This is a genomic window from Gluconobacter sp. DsW_058 (assembly GCF_002153615.1).
In the GTDB taxonomy this organism is placed as follows: Bacteria; Pseudomonadota; Alphaproteobacteria; order Acetobacterales; family Acetobacteraceae; genus Gluconobacter; species Gluconobacter cerinus.
The window spans coordinates 40,823-57,202 of record NZ_JOPH01000057.1 but is presented as its reverse complement, the minus strand read 5'-3'; the positions used below and the strand labels follow the sequence as shown (position 1 = coordinate 57,202).

Annotated in this window: 14 protein-coding genes, 1 tRNA gene and 1 riboswitch; of the genes, 6 read left to right on the top strand and 9 right to left on the bottom strand. The window is 59.1% G+C overall.

The annotated features are described in order from the left end of the window. Positions 1-21 precede the first annotated feature (21 nt). Genes HK24_RS10215 through HK24_RS10205 form a run of 3 tightly spaced genes read left to right on the top strand, consistent with a single transcriptional unit; the run spans position 22 to position 2,667 of the window. Complete coding sequence (locus tag HK24_RS10215) at positions 22-1,251, top strand: NAD(P)/FAD-dependent oxidoreductase (RefSeq protein ID WP_086634396.1); 1,230 nt, start codon at positions 22-24, stop codon at positions 1,249-1,251. A 52-nt stretch (positions 1,252-1,303) separates the two neighbouring features. Then, positions 1,304-2,053 carry a 2OG-Fe dioxygenase family protein gene (locus HK24_RS10210; protein WP_046899947.1) on the top strand — a complete coding sequence of 250 codons (750 nt, stop codon included), beginning with the start codon at positions 1,304-1,306 and terminating at the stop codon, positions 2,051-2,053. Between the two features lie 53 nt (positions 2,054-2,106). Next, entirely contained in the window at positions 2,107-2,667 is a 561-nt protein-coding gene (locus HK24_RS10205) for a hypothetical protein (protein ID WP_086634395.1), read from the top strand. Positions 2,668-2,684: 17 nt separating this feature from the next. Here the strand turns inward: HK24_RS10205 and HK24_RS10200 are convergent. After that, positions 2,685-2,758 (bottom strand) — tRNA-Gly (locus HK24_RS10200). Between the two features lie 110 nt (positions 2,759-2,868). Next, positions 2,869-2,948: riboswitch (SAM riboswitch) on the top strand. Positions 2,949-3,027: 79 nt separating this feature from the next. Between HK24_RS10200 and metZ the strand changes: the two genes are divergently transcribed. The 3 genes from metZ to HK24_RS10185 are packed head-to-tail and all read left to right on the top strand — an operon-like array spanning position 3,028 to position 5,955. Further along, entirely contained in the window at positions 3,028-4,221 is a 1,194-nt protein-coding gene (gene metZ / locus HK24_RS10195) for an O-succinylhomoserine sulfhydrylase (RefSeq protein ID WP_086634394.1), read from the top strand. Positions 4,222-4,262: 41 nt separating this feature from the next. Next, positions 4,263-4,736 (top strand): Co2+/Mg2+ efflux protein ApaG, encoded by a 474-nt coding sequence (apaG, locus tag HK24_RS10190; RefSeq protein ID WP_086634393.1) that lies wholly within the window; start codon positions 4,263-4,265, stop codon positions 4,734-4,736. A gap of 52 nt (positions 4,737-4,788) precedes the next feature. Further along, a complete protein-coding gene (locus tag HK24_RS10185) occupies positions 4,789-5,955 on the top strand; it encodes a bifunctional 2-C-methyl-D-erythritol 4-phosphate cytidylyltransferase/2-C-methyl-D-erythritol 2,4-cyclodiphosphate synthase (RefSeq protein WP_086634486.1) in 1,167 nt (388 codons plus the stop codon). A 125-nt stretch (positions 5,956-6,080) separates the two neighbouring features. On the opposite strand, the gene HK24_RS13990 is transcribed toward HK24_RS10185, so the two are convergent. The 8 genes from HK24_RS13990 to HK24_RS10150 all read right to left on the bottom strand — a co-directional run bounded on the left by HK24_RS13990 (position 6,081) and on the right by HK24_RS10150 (position 16,312). Continuing rightward, the gene (locus HK24_RS13990) at positions 6,081-6,209 is read right to left on the bottom strand and encodes a hypothetical protein (protein WP_255376441.1); all 129 of its coding nucleotides are present in this window, start codon (positions 6,207-6,209) and stop codon (positions 6,081-6,083) included. A 140-nt stretch (positions 6,210-6,349) separates the two neighbouring features. After that, positions 6,350-7,039 (bottom strand): ATP12 family protein, encoded by a 690-nt coding sequence (locus HK24_RS10180; protein WP_086634392.1) that lies wholly within the window; start codon positions 7,037-7,039, stop codon positions 6,350-6,352. Then, complete coding sequence (locus HK24_RS10175) at positions 7,036-9,609, bottom strand: AsmA family protein (RefSeq protein WP_086634391.1); 2,574 nt, start codon at positions 9,607-9,609, stop codon at positions 7,036-7,038. Before HK24_RS10175 ends, HK24_RS10180 begins: the two co-directional genes overlap by 4 nt. Beyond that, a complete protein-coding gene (locus HK24_RS10170; protein ID WP_086634390.1) occupies positions 9,606-10,598 on the bottom strand; it encodes an RluA family pseudouridine synthase in 993 nt (330 codons plus the stop codon). Before HK24_RS10170 ends, HK24_RS10175 begins: the two co-directional genes overlap by 4 nt. Beyond that, on the bottom strand, positions 10,595-12,007 hold the full coding sequence (locus HK24_RS10165) for a replication-associated recombination protein A (protein WP_086634389.1): 1,413 nt from the start codon (positions 12,005-12,007) through the stop codon (positions 10,595-10,597). Before HK24_RS10165 ends, HK24_RS10170 begins: the two co-directional genes overlap by 4 nt. Before the next feature lie 77 nt (positions 12,008-12,084). Beyond that, positions 12,085-15,315, bottom strand: a complete 3,231-nt coding sequence (locus HK24_RS10160) for an AsmA-like C-terminal region-containing protein (protein ID WP_086634388.1) — start codon at positions 15,313-15,315, stop codon at positions 12,085-12,087. Positions 15,316-15,379: 64 nt separating this feature from the next. Continuing rightward, a complete protein-coding gene (gene bcp / locus HK24_RS10155) occupies positions 15,380-15,865 on the bottom strand; it encodes a thioredoxin-dependent thiol peroxidase (protein WP_086634387.1) in 486 nt (161 codons plus the stop codon). A gap of 60 nt (positions 15,866-15,925) precedes the next feature. Continuing rightward, positions 15,926-16,312, bottom strand: coding sequence for a hypothetical protein (locus HK24_RS10150; protein WP_046899957.1), 387 nt, complete (start codon positions 16,310-16,312; stop codon positions 15,926-15,928). Positions 16,313-16,380: the final 68 nt, after the last annotated feature.

Genomic DNA, 16,380 nt, shown 5'->3' with positions numbered 1-16,380 from the left:
CTTGGTATGAGGAAACTGTCCATGTCTGCTGCAACTCGTGTCGTTGTTCTCGGTGGCGGTGTCGGAGGTCTTGAGGCTGCTACGGCCCTTGGTCGCCGAAACAACATAGCCGTGACACTCGTTGACCGCAGCCCGGTCCATTACTGGAAGCCTTCCCTGCATGAATTTGCAGCAGGCACGATGCAGCACGACGGCAACTGTATTCCTTTCGCAGAAACCGCTGGAAAATTCGGTTTCAGCTTTGTCCAGAGCCTGCCCACCGCCGTTGACCGTACCGCTCAGACAGTCACGCTCGAAAACGGGAGCACCCTCTCCTACGACTATCTGGTTGTCGCGCTGGGTTCCCGCGCCAATGATTTTGGCATTCCAGGCATTCTCGATCACTGTCGCTTCATTGACAGCCTCAATGACGCAGACACTCTGTACTCCGAATTCCGCAAGGCCCTTCAGACAGCCCGCGCAGCCGGTCAGAAGCTGAGCCTCGGTATTGTTGGTGGTGGCGCCACGGGTGTTCAGCTCGCTGCCGAGCTTTGCAAAGCCATTGATGAAGCGCCCGGCCTCGGCCCGTCAGTCCGCAAAACGGGTCTTGATGCTGTCCTGATTGAAACCGGGCCGCGCATCCTTCCCGCCTTCCCGGAAGCCGTGTCCACGGCGGCAGCCAGCCAGCTTGAAAAGCTTGGCATTTCTGTGCGTACGGGCGCCATGGTTGTTGGCGCGGACGAGCATGGCTTTAATCTTAAATCCGGCGAGCAAATTCCTGCGACCCTTCGGGTCTGGGCTGCGGGTGTTCGCGCCTCTGATGCCACAGGCCTTTTTGATGGCCTGGAACGCGGCCGTGCAGGGCAGCTTGGTGTGACACAGACTCTTCAGACAACTGAAGACGCCAAGATCTTTGCGATTGGCGACTGCGCCCGCATTGACGCCGCACCAGTGGCCCCAACGGCTCAGGCTGCCCGCCAGCAAGGCCAGTATGTTGGGCGCGTCCTGCCGCAGATCGTTGCGGGCCAGACACCTGCACCATTCGTCTATAATGATCGCGGCGCCGTCGTGGCCCTCGGCGATTATAACGGCTGGGGTATGCTGGATGCCAATCGCAGCTTCGGTGGCGGTCTGGTGTCTGGTCTGTTTGCGCGCCTTATTCATGAAGGGCTGTACCGCCAGCATCAGGCTGGTATCGTGGGCCTGGTAAAGACGGCTTGCACAACGGTGAAAGAGCATCTTTCTCCCGTAAAGCCAGACCTCGGCGCCTGAAATCGCCCGACAGATGTGACCGTCGGGCCGTGGCATCACCAAGTGAGCGGACATGACCGACGCACATCTGCCTTCCACGTTCGATCAGACCATGCAGCGGGTCGAAAACGTCCTGTCTGACAAGGGCTTCAAATTCCTCCAGGCGGATACCATGCGTCCGCTTCTGGAGCACGAAGGCCTGACAGACTGGGACAGTTTTGCCGCCAGCTGGAATGACCTCGGTCTTGATCTCTATATGGCCGATGGGGGCCGCTACCGCCGCCGTCGCTATGCGACCTTTACGGTCAGTTCCGAAAACATCACACGCAAACCAAATCAGCCCCACTATCAGAGTCGGGATCACAACCTGCTCAATGGCGGCATCGAACGCTGGTTCGGGCCGATTGAAGACGCGATTGCCACTCATCCAGCCATGCTGGCAGCCATTCGGACAATTGGCCGATTCGCAGATGCCCTGACACCCTCCGAATCACGGCCCGAAACGTGGCATGCAGAGGTTCACCAGTTCCGGATTGAAGCCAACCCTGACAGTGAAGGGCGCCCCACCCCGGAAGGCATGCATCGCGATGGCGTGGACTGGGTGCTCGTCCTGATGATCGGCCGCCACAACGTTGAGCAGGGTGTGACGACAATCCACGATGACCAGAAAGATCTTCTGGGCTCATTCACCCTGACCAAGCCATTTGATGCTGCGATCGTGGACGATCATCGCGTTTACCATGGCGTTACAGCCGTCACCCCACAGGATGCAGACAAACCTGCCTATCGTGATGTGCTGGTTATCACCCTTCGCCACGAATAAACCTGAAATCTCCGATGGATCGACAGGCTTAATTCCGTGTTAAGAATAACATCATGACGATCCAGCAGATTCTTTCCCGTATCCGGCTTCGCCATCTGGCGCTGCTCACAGTCTCAGCCCTCTCGGTCGCCGCTACGGTGAGCGCTGCGACAACGCATCACCGGACGTATCACACGCGTCAGGCAAATGCCGTCAGCGCAGGGGCCGCACCGGTCATCCTGTCTGCCCATCCCGGCACACAGCTTGATATCGATGCCCGCAAACTGAACACGGACGATCTGGAAGATGCCGCCAAGCATCACGATCAGCCGGTCGTACTCGTCGGCTCTGCCCCGCTTTCTGCTGGCAAGAATGACGAAGCCCTGTTCGTTCAGCTTCAGTCAGCCCGGCTCTGTGGGTCTGCTGGCTGCACCACATCCGTCTATCTGCGCCACAACGACAGCTGGAAAACAGTTCTGGATTCCGTGAACGGCGATATTTCTGTTCTCCCCACACGCCATAAAGGCATGCATGACCTTCTCGTTGGCAAGAACGACAAGTGGATCTGGGACGGCAACGAGTATCAGGACACGCTCAGCGCGCCACCCATGCCCAAAATGAACGGGCCGAACTGACAATTTTTAGGAAAGTCTGGAGCGGGTGAAGGGAATCGAACCCTCGTATGCAGCTTGGGAAGCTGCCGTTCTACCATTGAACTACACCCGCGACGTCGCTGCTTATATCCCCCCCTTTGCGCCTCTGCAATCCATGCCGAAGGGGTGTTGACGCAAAACCACTCCTCGGCCCATAGTCCGCTCGTGAAATGGCCATAAAGACCGTTTCATCCTCGTGATTTGAGCGGCCGGCTTGCGGCGAGGATAAATAACTGCGCTAAAGAGGCCCTGCGGTTTTCCATCCAAGATTTCCCAGGACTTCCACGGCCCGCCACATGCTTTCCGCCTATCCGGGTGGAAACCTTATGGAGGGACTGATCTATGTCTTCAGAAAACTGGCGTACTGCCACCCGTCTCCTGCACGACGCACCGAACCGCACTGAATTCGGTGAAACGTCCGAAGCCATCTTCCTGACGTCCGGTTTTGTCTACGACAGCGCCGAACAGGCTGCTGCGACGTTTACCGGTGACGTTGAGCACTTCCAGTATTCCCGCTTCGGCAACCCCACTGTCGACACGTTGCAGGAGCGTCTCGCTCTGCTCGAAGGGGCTGAAGCCTGCATTGCGACCTCTACAGGCATGGGTGCCGTTTCTTCGGCTCTTCTGGCCCATGTGAAGACTGGGGAGCGCGTCATCGCATCCCGCGCCATCTTTGGGTCCTGTTACTGGATCGTCACCAGCCTGCTCCCGCGCTACGGCATTGAGACGGAGCTGGTCGATGGTGATGACTATGAGGCATGGGAGCGCGCGCTGTCCCGCCCGACAGCCGCTGTTCTGATTGAAAGCCCGTCCAACCCAATGCTGGACGTTCTCGATATCCAGCGCATCGCAGACCTTGCTCACAAGGCAGGCGCGCTGCTGATGGTGGACAATGTGTTTGCTTCCCCCATTGGACAGTCTCCCCTCAAGCTCGGTGCTGACGTGGTACTGTATTCCTGCACGAAGCACATTGATGGTCAGGGTCGTGTTCTGGGTGGCGCTGTTCTGGGCAGCGACAAATGGATCAAGGAGACCCTCCAGCCCTTCACCCGCAACACGGGTAACGCGCTGTCTCCGTTCAATGCATGGGTGCTGCTGAAGGGGCTGGAAACTCTCAAGCTCCGGACCGAAGCCATGGCGCGCAATGCGGCAGATGTCGCAGATGCACTTGCTGGCCTGCCGGGCGTCGTGAATGTCCGCTATCCAGGCCGTAGCGATCACCCGCAGCATGAACTTGCTCAGAAGCAAATGAGCAACGGTGGATCTCTCGTCGCTTTCGAAGTCGAGAACGGCAAGGCCGGCGCTTTCGCATGCCTCAACGCCTTCGGTCTCATCGCAATTTCCAACAACCTCGGTGACGCCCGTAGCCTGGCCACGCATCCGGCAACCACAACGCACATGCGTGTTGGCGAAGATGAACGCGCACGTCTGGGCATTACCGACGGCGTGATTCGTCTTTCCGTTGGTCTGGAAGATGCAGCCGATCTGATTGCTGACGTCACCGCCGGTGCCGCTGCTGCTCACGCTGCAAAATAAGTTTTCCTGACAAAGGCGCGGGATGACATTAGAATGGCGTTATGCCTGACAAGTCATCCCAACCCCATCTCCTGGCTGATCCGGAAGCGGCAATGGCCGAAGCCATGGAAAACGCCCCCCGTTTCAGCCAGATAACGGACGACGTGACCGTAACCGTCCGCACGTTCTGGCTGGACGACCAGTCCCAGCCGGAAGACCACCGCTTTGCGTGGGCGTATCATATCTGCATTGAAAATGGTCGGAAGGACACCTTCCAGCTGATTTCCCGGAGCTGGGAAATTGTAGATGGCCTCGGACGGACTGAGCACGTTCACGGAGATGGCGTTGTTGGAGAACAGCCCATCATCGGTTCGAAAGACCAGTATGATTATACGTCTGGCGCCATGCTCACCACACCGAGCGGTTTCATGCGCGGCACGTACCACATGCTCGAGCCGGTTTCAGGCCAGCGCTTTGACGTGCATATCCCCACGTTCAGCCTCGACAGCCCCCACGAAGCCGGGCTGCTGCACTAACTCCTGACACCTACCCTTGACGTTGCGCGCCCGGCAGCCCATTCCTGCGCGCATGCGTATTGCTGCCCTTCTTCTCGCCGCCGGTCGTGGCCGGCGCTTTGCAGCTGGCTCGCCCGAGGGTGAGGGCTCCAGCAAGCAATTCCGGATGCTGCGGGGAAAACCTGTCATCCGCCGTGCCGCTGAAGCTCTGCTTCCACACGTGGACATCCTGCTTCCCGTAGGAGATGACCCACTACTGGCTGACAGTCTGGCCGGCCTGAATGTTCTGCCGCCTGTATCAGGCGGCGCAGAACGTCATGACAGCGTACGCAACGGACTGGAAACGCTCGCCAATCTGGCAGAGCCTCCGGATCTCGTGCTTGTTCATGACGGAGCACGCCCCTGCGTGCCGCCCGAAGTGGTTCAGAACGTTATTGAAGCACTGAAGGCTCATGCCGGTGTTATCCCAGCCGTTGCGGTCAGCGATACGATCAAGAAAGTGGAAAACGGTATCATTGTCGATACCGTCTCCCGTGAAGGCCTGTGGCGCGCACAGACCCCGCAGGGCTTTCACTTCCCGACCCTGCTCGAACTTCACCGAACCCAACGTGATGCCCGCACCGATGATGCCGCATTGCTGGAACATGCAGGCCATCCGGTCGCAATCGTTCAGGGCTCGGACAACAATATCAAACTGACAGTTGCGGAGGATCTGATGCGTCTTGAAGGTGTAATCGACGGCAACCTGCTGCCCCGCGTTGGGCTTGGCTATGACGTCCACGCATTCGAGGAAGGCCGCAAGCTGATCCTCTGCGGTATTGAAGTTCCCCATACGAAGGGTCTGGCCGGTCATTCAGATGCCGATGTCGGCATCCATACGCTATGTGACGCCATTTATGGCGCGCTGGCTGAGGGCGACATTGGGCGTCATTTCCCGCCGACTGACAACGAGTGGAAGGATATGGATTCCGCCCGCTTCCTCATCCACGCTGGCGAACGTATCCGTGCCCGTGGCGGCTTCCTTGTCAACGCGGACATCACTCTGATCTGCGAACGCCCGAAAATCGGCCCTCATGCCAAGGCGATGCAGGACCGTCTGGCAGAGCTGCTACAGGTGAATGTCAGCCGCATCTCCGTGAAGGCCACCACATCGGAACGCCTCGGCTTCACAGGCCGCGAAGAAGGGATTGCAGCAACAGCTGCGGTCAGCATTATGGTGCCGGATAACGGAGACGCCTGAGCCTCCAAGTTTACTTTCTAGGAAAATTCCAGAGCCCATTCTTCGTAGCGAAGAGTGGGCTTTTTTCTTGTCGCAACAACAGAGGCGACAGGCCTGACAGGTTTTCAGGCCCAGTTCATGGCGCTTCAACCGTGGATAGCGCAGACCACGACAATAATCGGCGTAGCGGCAAGAAGAAACCATGCCCCCATGGAGCACTTTGCTACAAGACGTTTACCCATGTGACGCATGGGACGACTGACGGATACCGACATATCTTCCTCGACTCTGACATTGCAGGACAGAGCGGAAACTGCGCCATAACTCCCTGTGGAAGCCAGTCACTAATCATCTCGTTCTGTCACAGCGCCAGATGCGCCCCGATTATGGCAAGATCATGCCCTAAACCGGGAAATCAGGTGTTTCGGGCCAACTTTAGAAACTGAACGGTTTCCGCAGCATCTTTCTCCCGAATTGCGATGATGCGAATCAGCTCATCGTCCTGTCCCCAGACCAGAAGCTGCTGCCGTTCATCAGCATTCGCGACAAAAACCGCCTCTTCCAAGCTGATCGCGTCGTAAAGCAGCGCCAGAGATAGCAGCAGACTTCCAAAACACTGTGTCAGCACCCCTAGGGCCGCGAGCTCCGCTTCTCCCTGCCGGGATAGCAGACGCTCCAGCCCCGTCACGTAATCGCCAGACTGCGTTACAGGCATAAGCCCGTCTGTTACTTCCGGACGAATGCCCTGCGTCGCCAGCCAGGCAAAGACGCGCTCAACAGTCGAATCGGCAGGTCCTTTGCGATAGCAGAGCCCGTCATCCAGACCCAACCGTAGAAGCGCTTCCCGAGCCTCAATCAGATCCGGGCGAATCCGCTCGATCATGGTTCCGGCAACGCGGGTCATGGAGAGTTGTTCAGGCGTAAAGGAGGCATCCTTTGGAATAGCCTCCCATTCTGCCGCAATCGCCTTAGCCAGGGACTGCGAGGCAACGGCCAGTACAGTTCCCTGAGGAAGCCGGATGGGCCGCCCGTCCAACTCAGGAGAGAATAACCCGTCGCGCTCCCCGACTGAAACGCTCTGCCAGAATCGTTTGCGGCTGCTCAATGGAGAACTCCCAGCGCGCGCAGAATGTCACCCGCTTTGTTGTGATGATGAGACTGCTCGGACGGCGGCGGTCCAGCCTGCCCTTCACGGGCAGCCGAAAGCGCGGCTGTGCAGGGATCAGTCGGGGCTTCCCCACCAATCGAAAGCTGGAATCGGCCACCGGCATCCCTGTCCTGCTTCGCCTGTGGCGCAGACAAGGTGCCCGTTACGATAACAGGGGTGGAAGCACCGGCACCTTCGAAGTCGATACTCGGCACGAGATGCAACTGGAGTTCCTGTGATCCCAGACGGACCTCACCATGCCCCGCCGTAGAGAACCGGCCAGACTGGAGCCCAATCGTGTCCAGCGTGGCCGTATCGTTGGCAAGCGCCATGTGCAGACCGATACAACGCAGCGGCCGCACTCCGCTTCCCAGAAGGGAATCCGCGCCTGGGCCAGCAATGCGGCCCAGGATCTGGCTGTCCACTTTCCCGTCCACCATGGAGACGCCCAGATGCCCGCTCAAAGACTGCCGGAGATCCTCAGCCGTCTGGCCCTGACTCGACACTTCCCCCACAAGCTGGACTGGCCCCTGAAGCAGCAATGGCAGCCCCAGTCCCTCTTCCAGAAGACCGATCGGGAGTACCAATGGCTGGAACGTCAAATGAGTTGTGACCGGCAGATGGGATGCATCCAGATCCGCCTGTCCCGACAGGGTCAGCCCCTGCCCTTGTCCGGAAATCGGCTCAAGGCGCAGATGACCGTCTGACAGGGTCAGGTGCGTGGCCAGGTTGGTGTAGTCATGTCCATAGAACACAACCCGGTCGAGCGTCAGATGAAGGTCAAGGTCCTGGGCCCGCAGACGCTTGACCCATGAAGGCACAGCCGCGTTTTCCACAACACCTGCGTCAGACACGGCGGGAACAGAAGACTGATCCTGCATCTGAACAGGCTGTGTCGCTGCTTTTTCTACGGTCCCCGTCGCTCCCGGAATAGTTGCAGGCGGAGCTTTCGCAGGCTGCTGAGCAGTTGCTTTTACATCCTTCAGCCAAACATCTCTCAGCGCATCCAGATCAAGCTGGGTTGCATGCAGATGCCCGTTAAGGAGCGGCGTAGAGTTTTCATCAGTCAGAAGATGAAGGGCGCCATCGAAGTCTGCCTCGCGGCTCTTGAAAGCCATATCATCCAGCGTGGCTTCACTCAGCCCTTTACTGCTGACCGTGCCCTGAAGTGAAACGTCATGCAAAAGAACGCGCGGCAGATGAAGCGCCTTAGCCCCGCCCTGCACCACGAGATGACTCTTCTCGGCTCCCACCGTGCCGGAGACCGTTACTTTGGCATCATCCTGAGCATTAATGGGCGGCGTCGCGCCTTCAACATTCAACGCGCTGGACAGAGACAGCGGCATGGACCGCAGTTCAGCCTCAACAGGCACTTCCGTATGGAAATGATCACGTCTTGCGAGATCAACCTGTTCGAGGGTCCCGGCTTTACCAAGAATTCTCCAGCCCGTATCGCGCCACAGCACATCTGCGGCAACCGAAAGCGGTGCAGATGCTGCATCAGCATCAAGGTGCAGATTACTGACCGCTGTTCCACGAACCGTCAGACCCGCAACATGCAGATGGATGCGGCTGGGTGCCAGACTCGCCAGTAAGGCCCGCGCCTTCTCGGTCCAGGTCGCATTTGCCACCTGCCCGGCATCACCCTGCACCGTGATGTCCCCACCCAGTCCACGCATGTCAGGCAAGCTGGCATGAGGAAACAGGCGATGAGCATCCTGCAGATTAGGCCATTCTCCCTGCGCAGTCAGAACGAGGCCGCGCAGATTCGATGCATCATGAATCTGACCGTCCACATTCAGCCAGTCACGCTTGGCATCCGTTCCAAGCGTTGAACCCAGGCTGAAAGTCCATGGCTTTGCGCCAGAGCGCAGAAGGGCCAGATCACCCACATGTCCCTGCACCGTGAAGGGGGTTCCGCCGTGGCTCCCCTGCAAATTGATCCAAGGGCTTTGGCTTCGCAGACCAGCCAGATCCATCGTGCCAATCTGGAAGCTACCGCTCATTTTCTGAGCCTGATCGCGCCAGTTCACTGCGCTGTTCGTCAGATGCAGCGCATCCAGAGAAAGATCCCAGTGAGCCTGCACGCGCTCACCAACATGCTGTCGAACCGGCAACGGAGCCTCTGCGCCACCTGCGTCTGAACGCGACGGCTGACTGAACGTCCAGTTGGCATTCCCGTCCGCATCGCGCTCCAGTGAGAGCGTGGCGCCATCCACTACGAAATCCTGAAAGCGGACCTCGCGGTGAAGAAGCGCCAGAACGGAAAGACCTGCATGCACGGTCCTGGCCTGAAACACCGGAGTCTGGCCCGGGCGCTGCAACACCAGATTGCGCGCCTCAAAAGACGGCCAGGGCAGGATCTGGATGGTGGAGCTTTTTACCACCATCGAAAGACCCGTCTCTTTTTTCAGAGCCTCGGCCACACGCTGGCGCAGCGCATCCTGATCAATCAGCTCATGTGCAGCAATGCTGACGCCCACGAAGGCAACGATGACCCCGATGAGCGCGCCAGTGAGTTTCCTCATTTTGCAGGCCCTCTGCTTCCCTTGATGCGCTTCGGCGCAGGTGTATCGCCCGGCACGAACCCGAGTGAACGGAACGTTTCGCGCATATGCGGCGGCAGTGGTGCCGTCACGATCAGACGACCACCGGCCGGATGCGGAATATCCAGCTGACGGGCATGGAGATGGAGCTTGTCGATAAAGCCTTCCGGATGAGCCGTTTTCCCACCGTAGCGCGGATCACCCACAATCGGCGTGCCCAGAGACTCACAGTGCACACGAAGCTGATGCGTCCGTCCCGTCAGTGGAGACAGGCCGAGCCAGGAGAACTTCTTTCCCGCAGCGTCGATCGTCTCGTATTCGCTCTTGGCAGAAACCGCATCTTCTTCACCGCGGGACGCCGCCACAACAAGCGCAGCACCGCCCGCACCGATTTTGGCCAGAGGCTGGTCAATAATGCCAGACGCCTGTGCGGGGCGACCGACAACAATCGCCCAGTAGGTCTTGCCAACATCACGCCCACGGAACGCTGCTGCCAGCTTGGCAGCCACACCAGGCGTACGCGCAATCAGGAGAATACCGGACGTATCCCGGTCAATCCGGTGCACAAGGCGCGGACGGTCTTCGTCTTCCTTGCGCAGGCCATCCAGCATCATGTCCACATGCTTGGTGATACCCGGGCCACCTTGCGTAGCCAGACCAGATGGCTTGTCCAGCACCAGAAGATGATCATCCTGATAGATCACCATCTTCTCGATTTCGCGCACAAGCATCGGATCTGGCGGCGGCAGCGGGGCCTGACGGGTCATGTCCGGCAGCGGCGGAATACGCACGCTCTGCCCAGGAGCAAGACGTGCGTTGCTCTGGACCCGGCCACCATCAACGCGGATCTGGCCTTTACGGCACAGCTTCTGGAGCGCGCCCTGAGTGAGATTGGGGTAGTGACGTCTGAACCAGCGGTCGAGGCGCAGATCGGCTTCGTCTTCGGTTACAATGCGGTTGGAAACTTTCATGGATCGCGGGATGCCCTTTTGGCGGCCCGTATGTCCAGAAGTTTTCTGATACGGCCCTCGTAACCCCGGTCTGTCGGCTGATAGAGCGAGACCCGCTCCATGCCCTCCGGGAAATAATTCTGTCCCGAAAATGCGTCTTCGGACTCATGGTCGTACTCGTAGCCCTTCCCGTAGCCAATGTCTTTCATCAACGTTGTCGGGGCATTGAGAATATGAGACGGCGGCATGCGGCTTCCGGTCTCACGGGCCAGCTTCCGTGCGGCCTTGTAAGCCATATACACGGCATTCGACTTGGGCGCCGTCGCCAGATGAACTACGACCTGCGCCAGAGCCAGCTCACCTTCCGGCGACCCCAGCCGCTCGTAGGTCTGCCAGGCCGCTACGGCCATTGGTAGAGCGTTCGGGTCCGCCTGCCCGACGTCTTCCGCTGCAAACCGGGTCAGGCGACGGGCGATATACCGCGGATCTTCGCCACCTTCGAGCATCCGGGCGAACCAGTACAGCCCTGCATCCGGATCGCTCCCCCGCAGGGATTTGTGCAGTGCGGAAATGAGATTGTAGTGCTCTTCCCGGTCACGGTCATACAGAATGGCCCGTCGGGACAGGATAGCCGCAAGATCTTTCGGGGTCAGTTCCCTGTCCGGGTCCAGAACAACCAGTTGCTCCACCATGTTCAACAGGTAGCGTCCGTCGCCATCCGCCATTGCCCGAAGGCTGGCACGCGCTTCCCGATCCAGGGGCAGGCGATGGCCTACGTCTTTTTCCGCATGCGTCAGTAGCGCTTCCAGACTGGCATCGTCCAACCGGTTCAGCACCAGAACCTGACATCGGGATAAAAGCGCAGCATTCAGCGCGAAAGATGGATTCTCTGTCGTCGCCCCCACCAACACGACCGTCCCGCGCTCGACATACGGCAGGAACCCATCCTGCTGCGCCCGGTTGAACCGATGGATTTCATCCACGAAAAGCAACGTGCCACGACCTGTTACGTCCTGACGCCGATCCGCCTCTTCAAAGGCTTTGCGCAGTTCAGCCACACCCGAAAAAACAGCCGAAATCTGTGCATAATGAAGATTGGCTTTGCCTGCCAACAGGCGCGCAATGGTCGTTTTGCCACAACCGGGCCCACCCCACAGGATGAGGCTGGACAACGTGCCCCGCGCAAGCATTCGCGTCAGAGTACCTTCTGGCCCCAGCAGATGATCCTGGCCGCGCACCTCTTCCAGTGTTTTCGGGCGCAGACGATCTGCAAGGGGCTGCGTCCGTGACGGCAAACGAACGGGTATTTTTGGCGCCTCAATAGGGCGGGGCGGTGAAGGCTGCCGAGCAGACTGCGTGTTCCCACGAGACGGCGGCTCGCGCCCCGCAAGTCCGGGATTTGTCCCGAACAGATCTGTCATGTCCGCCATGGCTGCCTCCTGATACGGGAACGATCATAGAACTCCCGCACATATTTCGGAACAGCTGTGACTTTAAGGAAGAGCGCCTACTGGAGAATTTTCCGTAAAGCTCCAGGAAGAAGCATGGAAAGCGGATTGACGGTCATCTCAGGCTGACCAACGACACCCGTCACATCAAATGTCGCGGCCAAGACTCCACCGCCCTTCTCTGGCGCCAGAATATGCCCGATCCCCGGTAGCTTCCCCGGCAGCGCGTTCAGACCAAAGAGCGGCACAATAGTGCCATGCAGAGCCAACGCTGACGTATCCAGATCCACCGGCCCTTCTACAGTGGCGCCAAGAGCCTGATTACCAATTGTTCCATCACGCAGGACGAGCTTTCGCCCTTCCAGAGCAATCTTTGTGGACACGTGGCTTACACTGAAACGATCCGTGCGGCTTTGCGACCAGTGCAGCGGGGAAAGATCGGAAACGGCTGTCAGGGTAAAGGGCGGCTGGAGGAACTGGAACGGCCCGATTTCCAACTGCCCCCGGAAAGGCGGAAGTCCCAGCCCAAGGCCCGACGTGCCAGCTTTCTCGCGCAGGAAATTCCCGTCCAGATGTGCCGCGCCGCCGCCGATCCGATCATATAAGCCCAGTCCTTTCAGCAGTGCTCCCAGATTGTCCACATCCAGAACGAAGGGCTGCCTCCTGCCTGTATCGGCCAGAACGGCTCTCACACGCGACGGGGCATCCAGTGCAAATCGTCCGGATGTCAGGCTGCCGTTTCGCAACTCGATATGCGACACGACGCCCCCAACCAGCCCTTTAGGACCAAAATAGACCCGCGGGGCGTGCAGATCGATGGACCAGGCATCGCCAACACCGGAAGTCTTGTCGGCAGCAGGGCTCCCTGCTTCGCGTGACGCAGCCTCTGCCGCATCCCGGGCAGCCTTGCGTGAGGCTGGATCGAAGAGTGGTGCAAGATCCAGCGGATCAGCGTCCAGAGCGATCTGAATGGGAGCGGACGGCTCCTCCGGTAACATAATCTGGGCGTCACCTTCGCTTCGGCCCAGACGGAAACCTTCAATAATGATACTGCTTAAACGTCCGGCCTGCGTTACGCCGCGACCTGCGACAGAAAGCGTCTGACCATGCGCCTGCAACCCATCCAGCGCCACCATGTCATGGCCCCGAAAGCCAATATGGGCAGACGCGACAGCTGCCTCCCCTTCAGGCTTGGTCCAGACCGGAACAGTAATTCCGGCCTTCTCCATGTTCAGGGAAAGAGCAAGATCTGCAAGCGTATCAGCATGCTCAATGTAATGCGCTGAAAGCGTGGCCTGCCCCGTGAACAAACCCGCTGGCACAAGATGCGACTTCACGGCAGACAGGGGATCCAGAAGCGCTGTTGCACGAATATCCTGCAACACACTTCCCGGCGCTCCCTGCTGGAAATTTTCATCCAGCGCGACATGGACAGGAATGCCCGACAACCGCCCATCCCCTGTCAGGTTCAGGCCGTTTTCCGTTGCCCCGAGTGTGCCGGACGCTCCATCAACAGGCCGCCCCATCAGGACATTGCCAAGATGCACGTTGGCAAACGAGGCTTTGGCCTGAACATGAATGTCACTGTTTTTGAGACGCGCCGTCAGCGGCAGCGTTAGCCGCGCCTCCGCATCAATAGTCCCGGAAGGCTCCGTGAACGGAAGCGGATGCCGTGACAGAAGATGCAGCCTGGGGTGAGAGAGAATATCCCGAAAGGCTGCGACTGATCCCTGAAGATGGGTCTTGATATCCCCTGTCGTCGGGCCTTTCTCATACAAATTGCCTATGCGCACCTGACCGTCAGGGATGTTAATGATTCCATCTGGCGTGGCCTGCTGACCATGCTCCAGATCAAGAACCAGCGTATCAAATCCATCAAACCCGAGACGTGCATCAATCCCCGTCGCGGGCGGCACAGGCCGCAGCCAGTGCACGGTCAGGTCATGGCCCAGCAACTGGCCATCCATGCTGGTGGGCAGAATGTGCGACAGCCCATCGCTCGTATGAAGATGGGTTCGGACCATCAGGTCCCGGCCCTGCCCGCTGGTGATGTTAGCAGCAATCCATTTCCGCCCGCCCCTGATGATACCAGCAGGCCAAACGCTCCCGAGCGTCGCAAAATCAAACCCATCAAGACTGGCCGTCGCGTCTCCATCCAGCACGTGAATATGCTGGAGATCATTGACGGTCAGATCAGCAGTCGCATGAAGGTGCGTCAGAGCATTATTGGTATCAGCAAGCGTCAGCGAACAGTCAGGAACGGAAAGCCTTGCGGCCCCCTCTGTGCCAGGTTTTGCCATAACCAGATGAAGGGATGCCTTGCCGTCACGCAGATCAACGGGCAGGGCTTCTTTCTGCGCAACATGCCCGGCTCCAAGGGCAACCTGCATCTCAATGCTGGCGGGAAGCTCTCCCATGCCATGAGGCACGACATGAATGTCCGCGCCCACTGTGAGCGGGACGTCCCATGCCGCCAGAGCCGGAGCGAACATATTCAACCCGGACGGTCTGAACGTCGTGGACGTCAGATGCCATTGGCCAGTGGTCGCGGAGGTCTGTCCGCCTTTTGCCGTCAGGAGCGTCTGGAATGATCCAACGCGCACGGAACTGCGCCACCAACCATTCCACAGGTAATCATGAGACGCAGCAGCGACTTTCAGCCGCTGCCCGTGCGCTTCAATCGGCCCCAATAGCAGTCGTTGTCCATTGGGAAGCCCCAGCAGCGTAATGCTGACGTTCTTGAGGTCCAGGGCCGCCAGTCTGTCCATCTGTGTCGGAACACCGCGGCCGCCGTGTTTCTGGGATGGCAGATCCAGATCGACATCACCATTCGGCTGACGACGCAGAACCAGCGTGACATCCTGCAGGCGCAATCTGCGCGGCGCGATGATGCCGTGCAGAAGCGGGGCAAGTGCCAGAACCGTATCGGCCTCACCGGCCTGTTCGGCAGGCGTGCCATCCAGCCGGGCAACCGTCAGCCCGCGTGCTTCAAGCATCAGCCCCGCAGAAATACCACCGGAGCTTGGTTGCCATTGAACACGCAGCCGGGACCACGAAAGGCGCCCGGCGGGATGCCCCGGCTTTTTGCCTGCGACGACAGACACCGGTTCAATGAGACGTGAAACTGCTGTGATATCGACTGGCCCATGTGCCAACTTCCACAACAGGACAGCCGACAGCGCCCCGGCCACGGCGACAGGAGCGACAAAGGCAATGCAGGCCCACCGTGCAACATGCAGATGACGGGGCAAATGAAACGGGCCAGGTGTGTAAGGATCAGGCAGGGCCATGACTGGTTTGCCGGGAAGCCTCCGGCGTTCTCCCTGTCTGTGAAAGAGATGGCTGGAGAGGCTCTCAGGCCCCTGAGGTCAGGCTCCGGAACGCTTCTGCCACAAGGGCAGAGTGCTCAGCAGGCTTAACTTTGCGCCAGATGTGGCGGATGACGCCGCTCCCATCCACCAGAAAAGAACTGCGTTCCATACCCATGTAGGTGCGGCCATACATGGATTTCTCAACCCACGTACCATAGGCCTCAGCCACCACATGGTCTTCATCCGACGCCAACGGGAACGTTAGTGAGTACTTTGCAGCGAAGCGTTCGATTTTTGAGACGGCATCCGGGCTGACACCGATAATGGTGAGGCCTTCACTGTCAAAAGACGGCAGATTCTCCTGAATGGAGCAGGCCTGCGTCGTACAGCCGGGCGTGTCAGCTTTCGGATAGAAATAAAGCAGATATGGCTTACCCTTCAGCGCATCGCTGCTGACGGTACCGCCTCCCGAGACGGGAAGCGAAAACGCAGGGGCCTGGTCGCCCACCTGAAGAGCATGATCTGTCATAGGCACCATGATTGCCTGACACCCTTCGCCTGATCAAGGCGGACGAAGGGTAAAAAGGGCTCAGTATTGCGGATAAACCACAACTGGCGGCGGCGGAGCATAAACGACCGGCGGCGGTGGCGCATAAACCACACGTGGCGGCGGGGCATACACGACCGGCGGCGGTGGCGGACCATAAGAGTTGCTCAGCATGGCGCCACCAACGGCACCGATCGCCAGACCGCCTAAAATGCCACCGACGACGGCACCGGTATTTCCACGATGACCGCCACGATGCCAGCCCGGTCCCGGGCCATAATATCCACGCCCTGGGCCACCGTATCCGGGGCCGCCATATCCGCCATGCCAATGAGCTTCAGCGGCGGGAACTACGGCATTCGGGGCAACTACTGCCGTGCCGATCAGCAGGGGCGCAGCCAGAAGGACTGCACGGGTGATGCGACGCATGGCAAATCTCCTCATTACGTCAGACGGGGGATCAGAAGAGATCCTGTCCGTCCTGTGAGAAGAAATCT

What these genes read in the sequence shown, in the direction of transcription:
- HK24_RS10215 (WP_086634396.1), top strand. Translation starts at nt 22, where the DNA reads ATGTCTGCTGCAACTCGTGTCGTTGTTCTCGGTGGCGGTGTCGGAGGT.
- HK24_RS10210 (WP_046899947.1), top strand. Translation starts at nt 1,304, where the DNA reads ATGACCGACGCACATCTGCCTTCCACGTTCGATCAGACCATGCAGCGG.
- HK24_RS10205 (WP_086634395.1), top strand. Translation starts at nt 2,107, where the DNA reads ATGACGATCCAGCAGATTCTTTCCCGTATCCGGCTTCGCCATCTGGCG.
- metZ (WP_086634394.1), top strand. Translation starts at nt 3,028, where the DNA reads ATGTCTTCAGAAAACTGGCGTACTGCCACCCGTCTCCTGCACGACGCA.
- apaG (WP_086634393.1), top strand. Translation starts at nt 4,263, where the DNA reads ATGCCTGACAAGTCATCCCAACCCCATCTCCTGGCTGATCCGGAAGCG.
- HK24_RS10185 (WP_086634486.1), top strand. Translation starts at nt 4,789, where the DNA reads ATGCGTATTGCTGCCCTTCTTCTCGCCGCCGGTCGTGGCCGGCGCTTT.
- HK24_RS13990 (WP_255376441.1), bottom strand. Translation starts at nt 6,209, where the DNA reads ATGTCGGTATCCGTCAGTCGTCCCATGCGTCACATGGGTAAACGTCTT.
- HK24_RS10175 (WP_086634391.1), bottom strand. Translation starts at nt 9,609, where the DNA reads ATGAGGAAACTCACTGGCGCGCTCATCGGGGTCATCGTTGCCTTCGTG.
- HK24_RS10170 (WP_086634390.1), bottom strand. Translation starts at nt 10,598, where the DNA reads ATGAAAGTTTCCAACCGCATTGTAACCGAAGACGAAGCCGATCTGCGC.
- HK24_RS10165 (WP_086634389.1), bottom strand. Translation starts at nt 12,007, where the DNA reads ATGGCGGACATGACAGATCTGTTCGGGACAAATCCCGGACTTGCGGGG.
- HK24_RS10160 (WP_086634388.1), bottom strand. Translation starts at nt 15,315, where the DNA reads ATGGCCCTGCCTGATCCTTACACACCTGGCCCGTTTCATTTGCCCCGT.
- bcp (WP_086634387.1), bottom strand. Translation starts at nt 15,865, where the DNA reads ATGACAGATCATGCTCTTCAGGTGGGCGACCAGGCCCCTGCGTTTTCG.
- HK24_RS10150 (WP_046899957.1), bottom strand. Translation starts at nt 16,312, where the DNA reads ATGCGTCGCATCACCCGTGCAGTCCTTCTGGCTGCGCCCCTGCTGATC.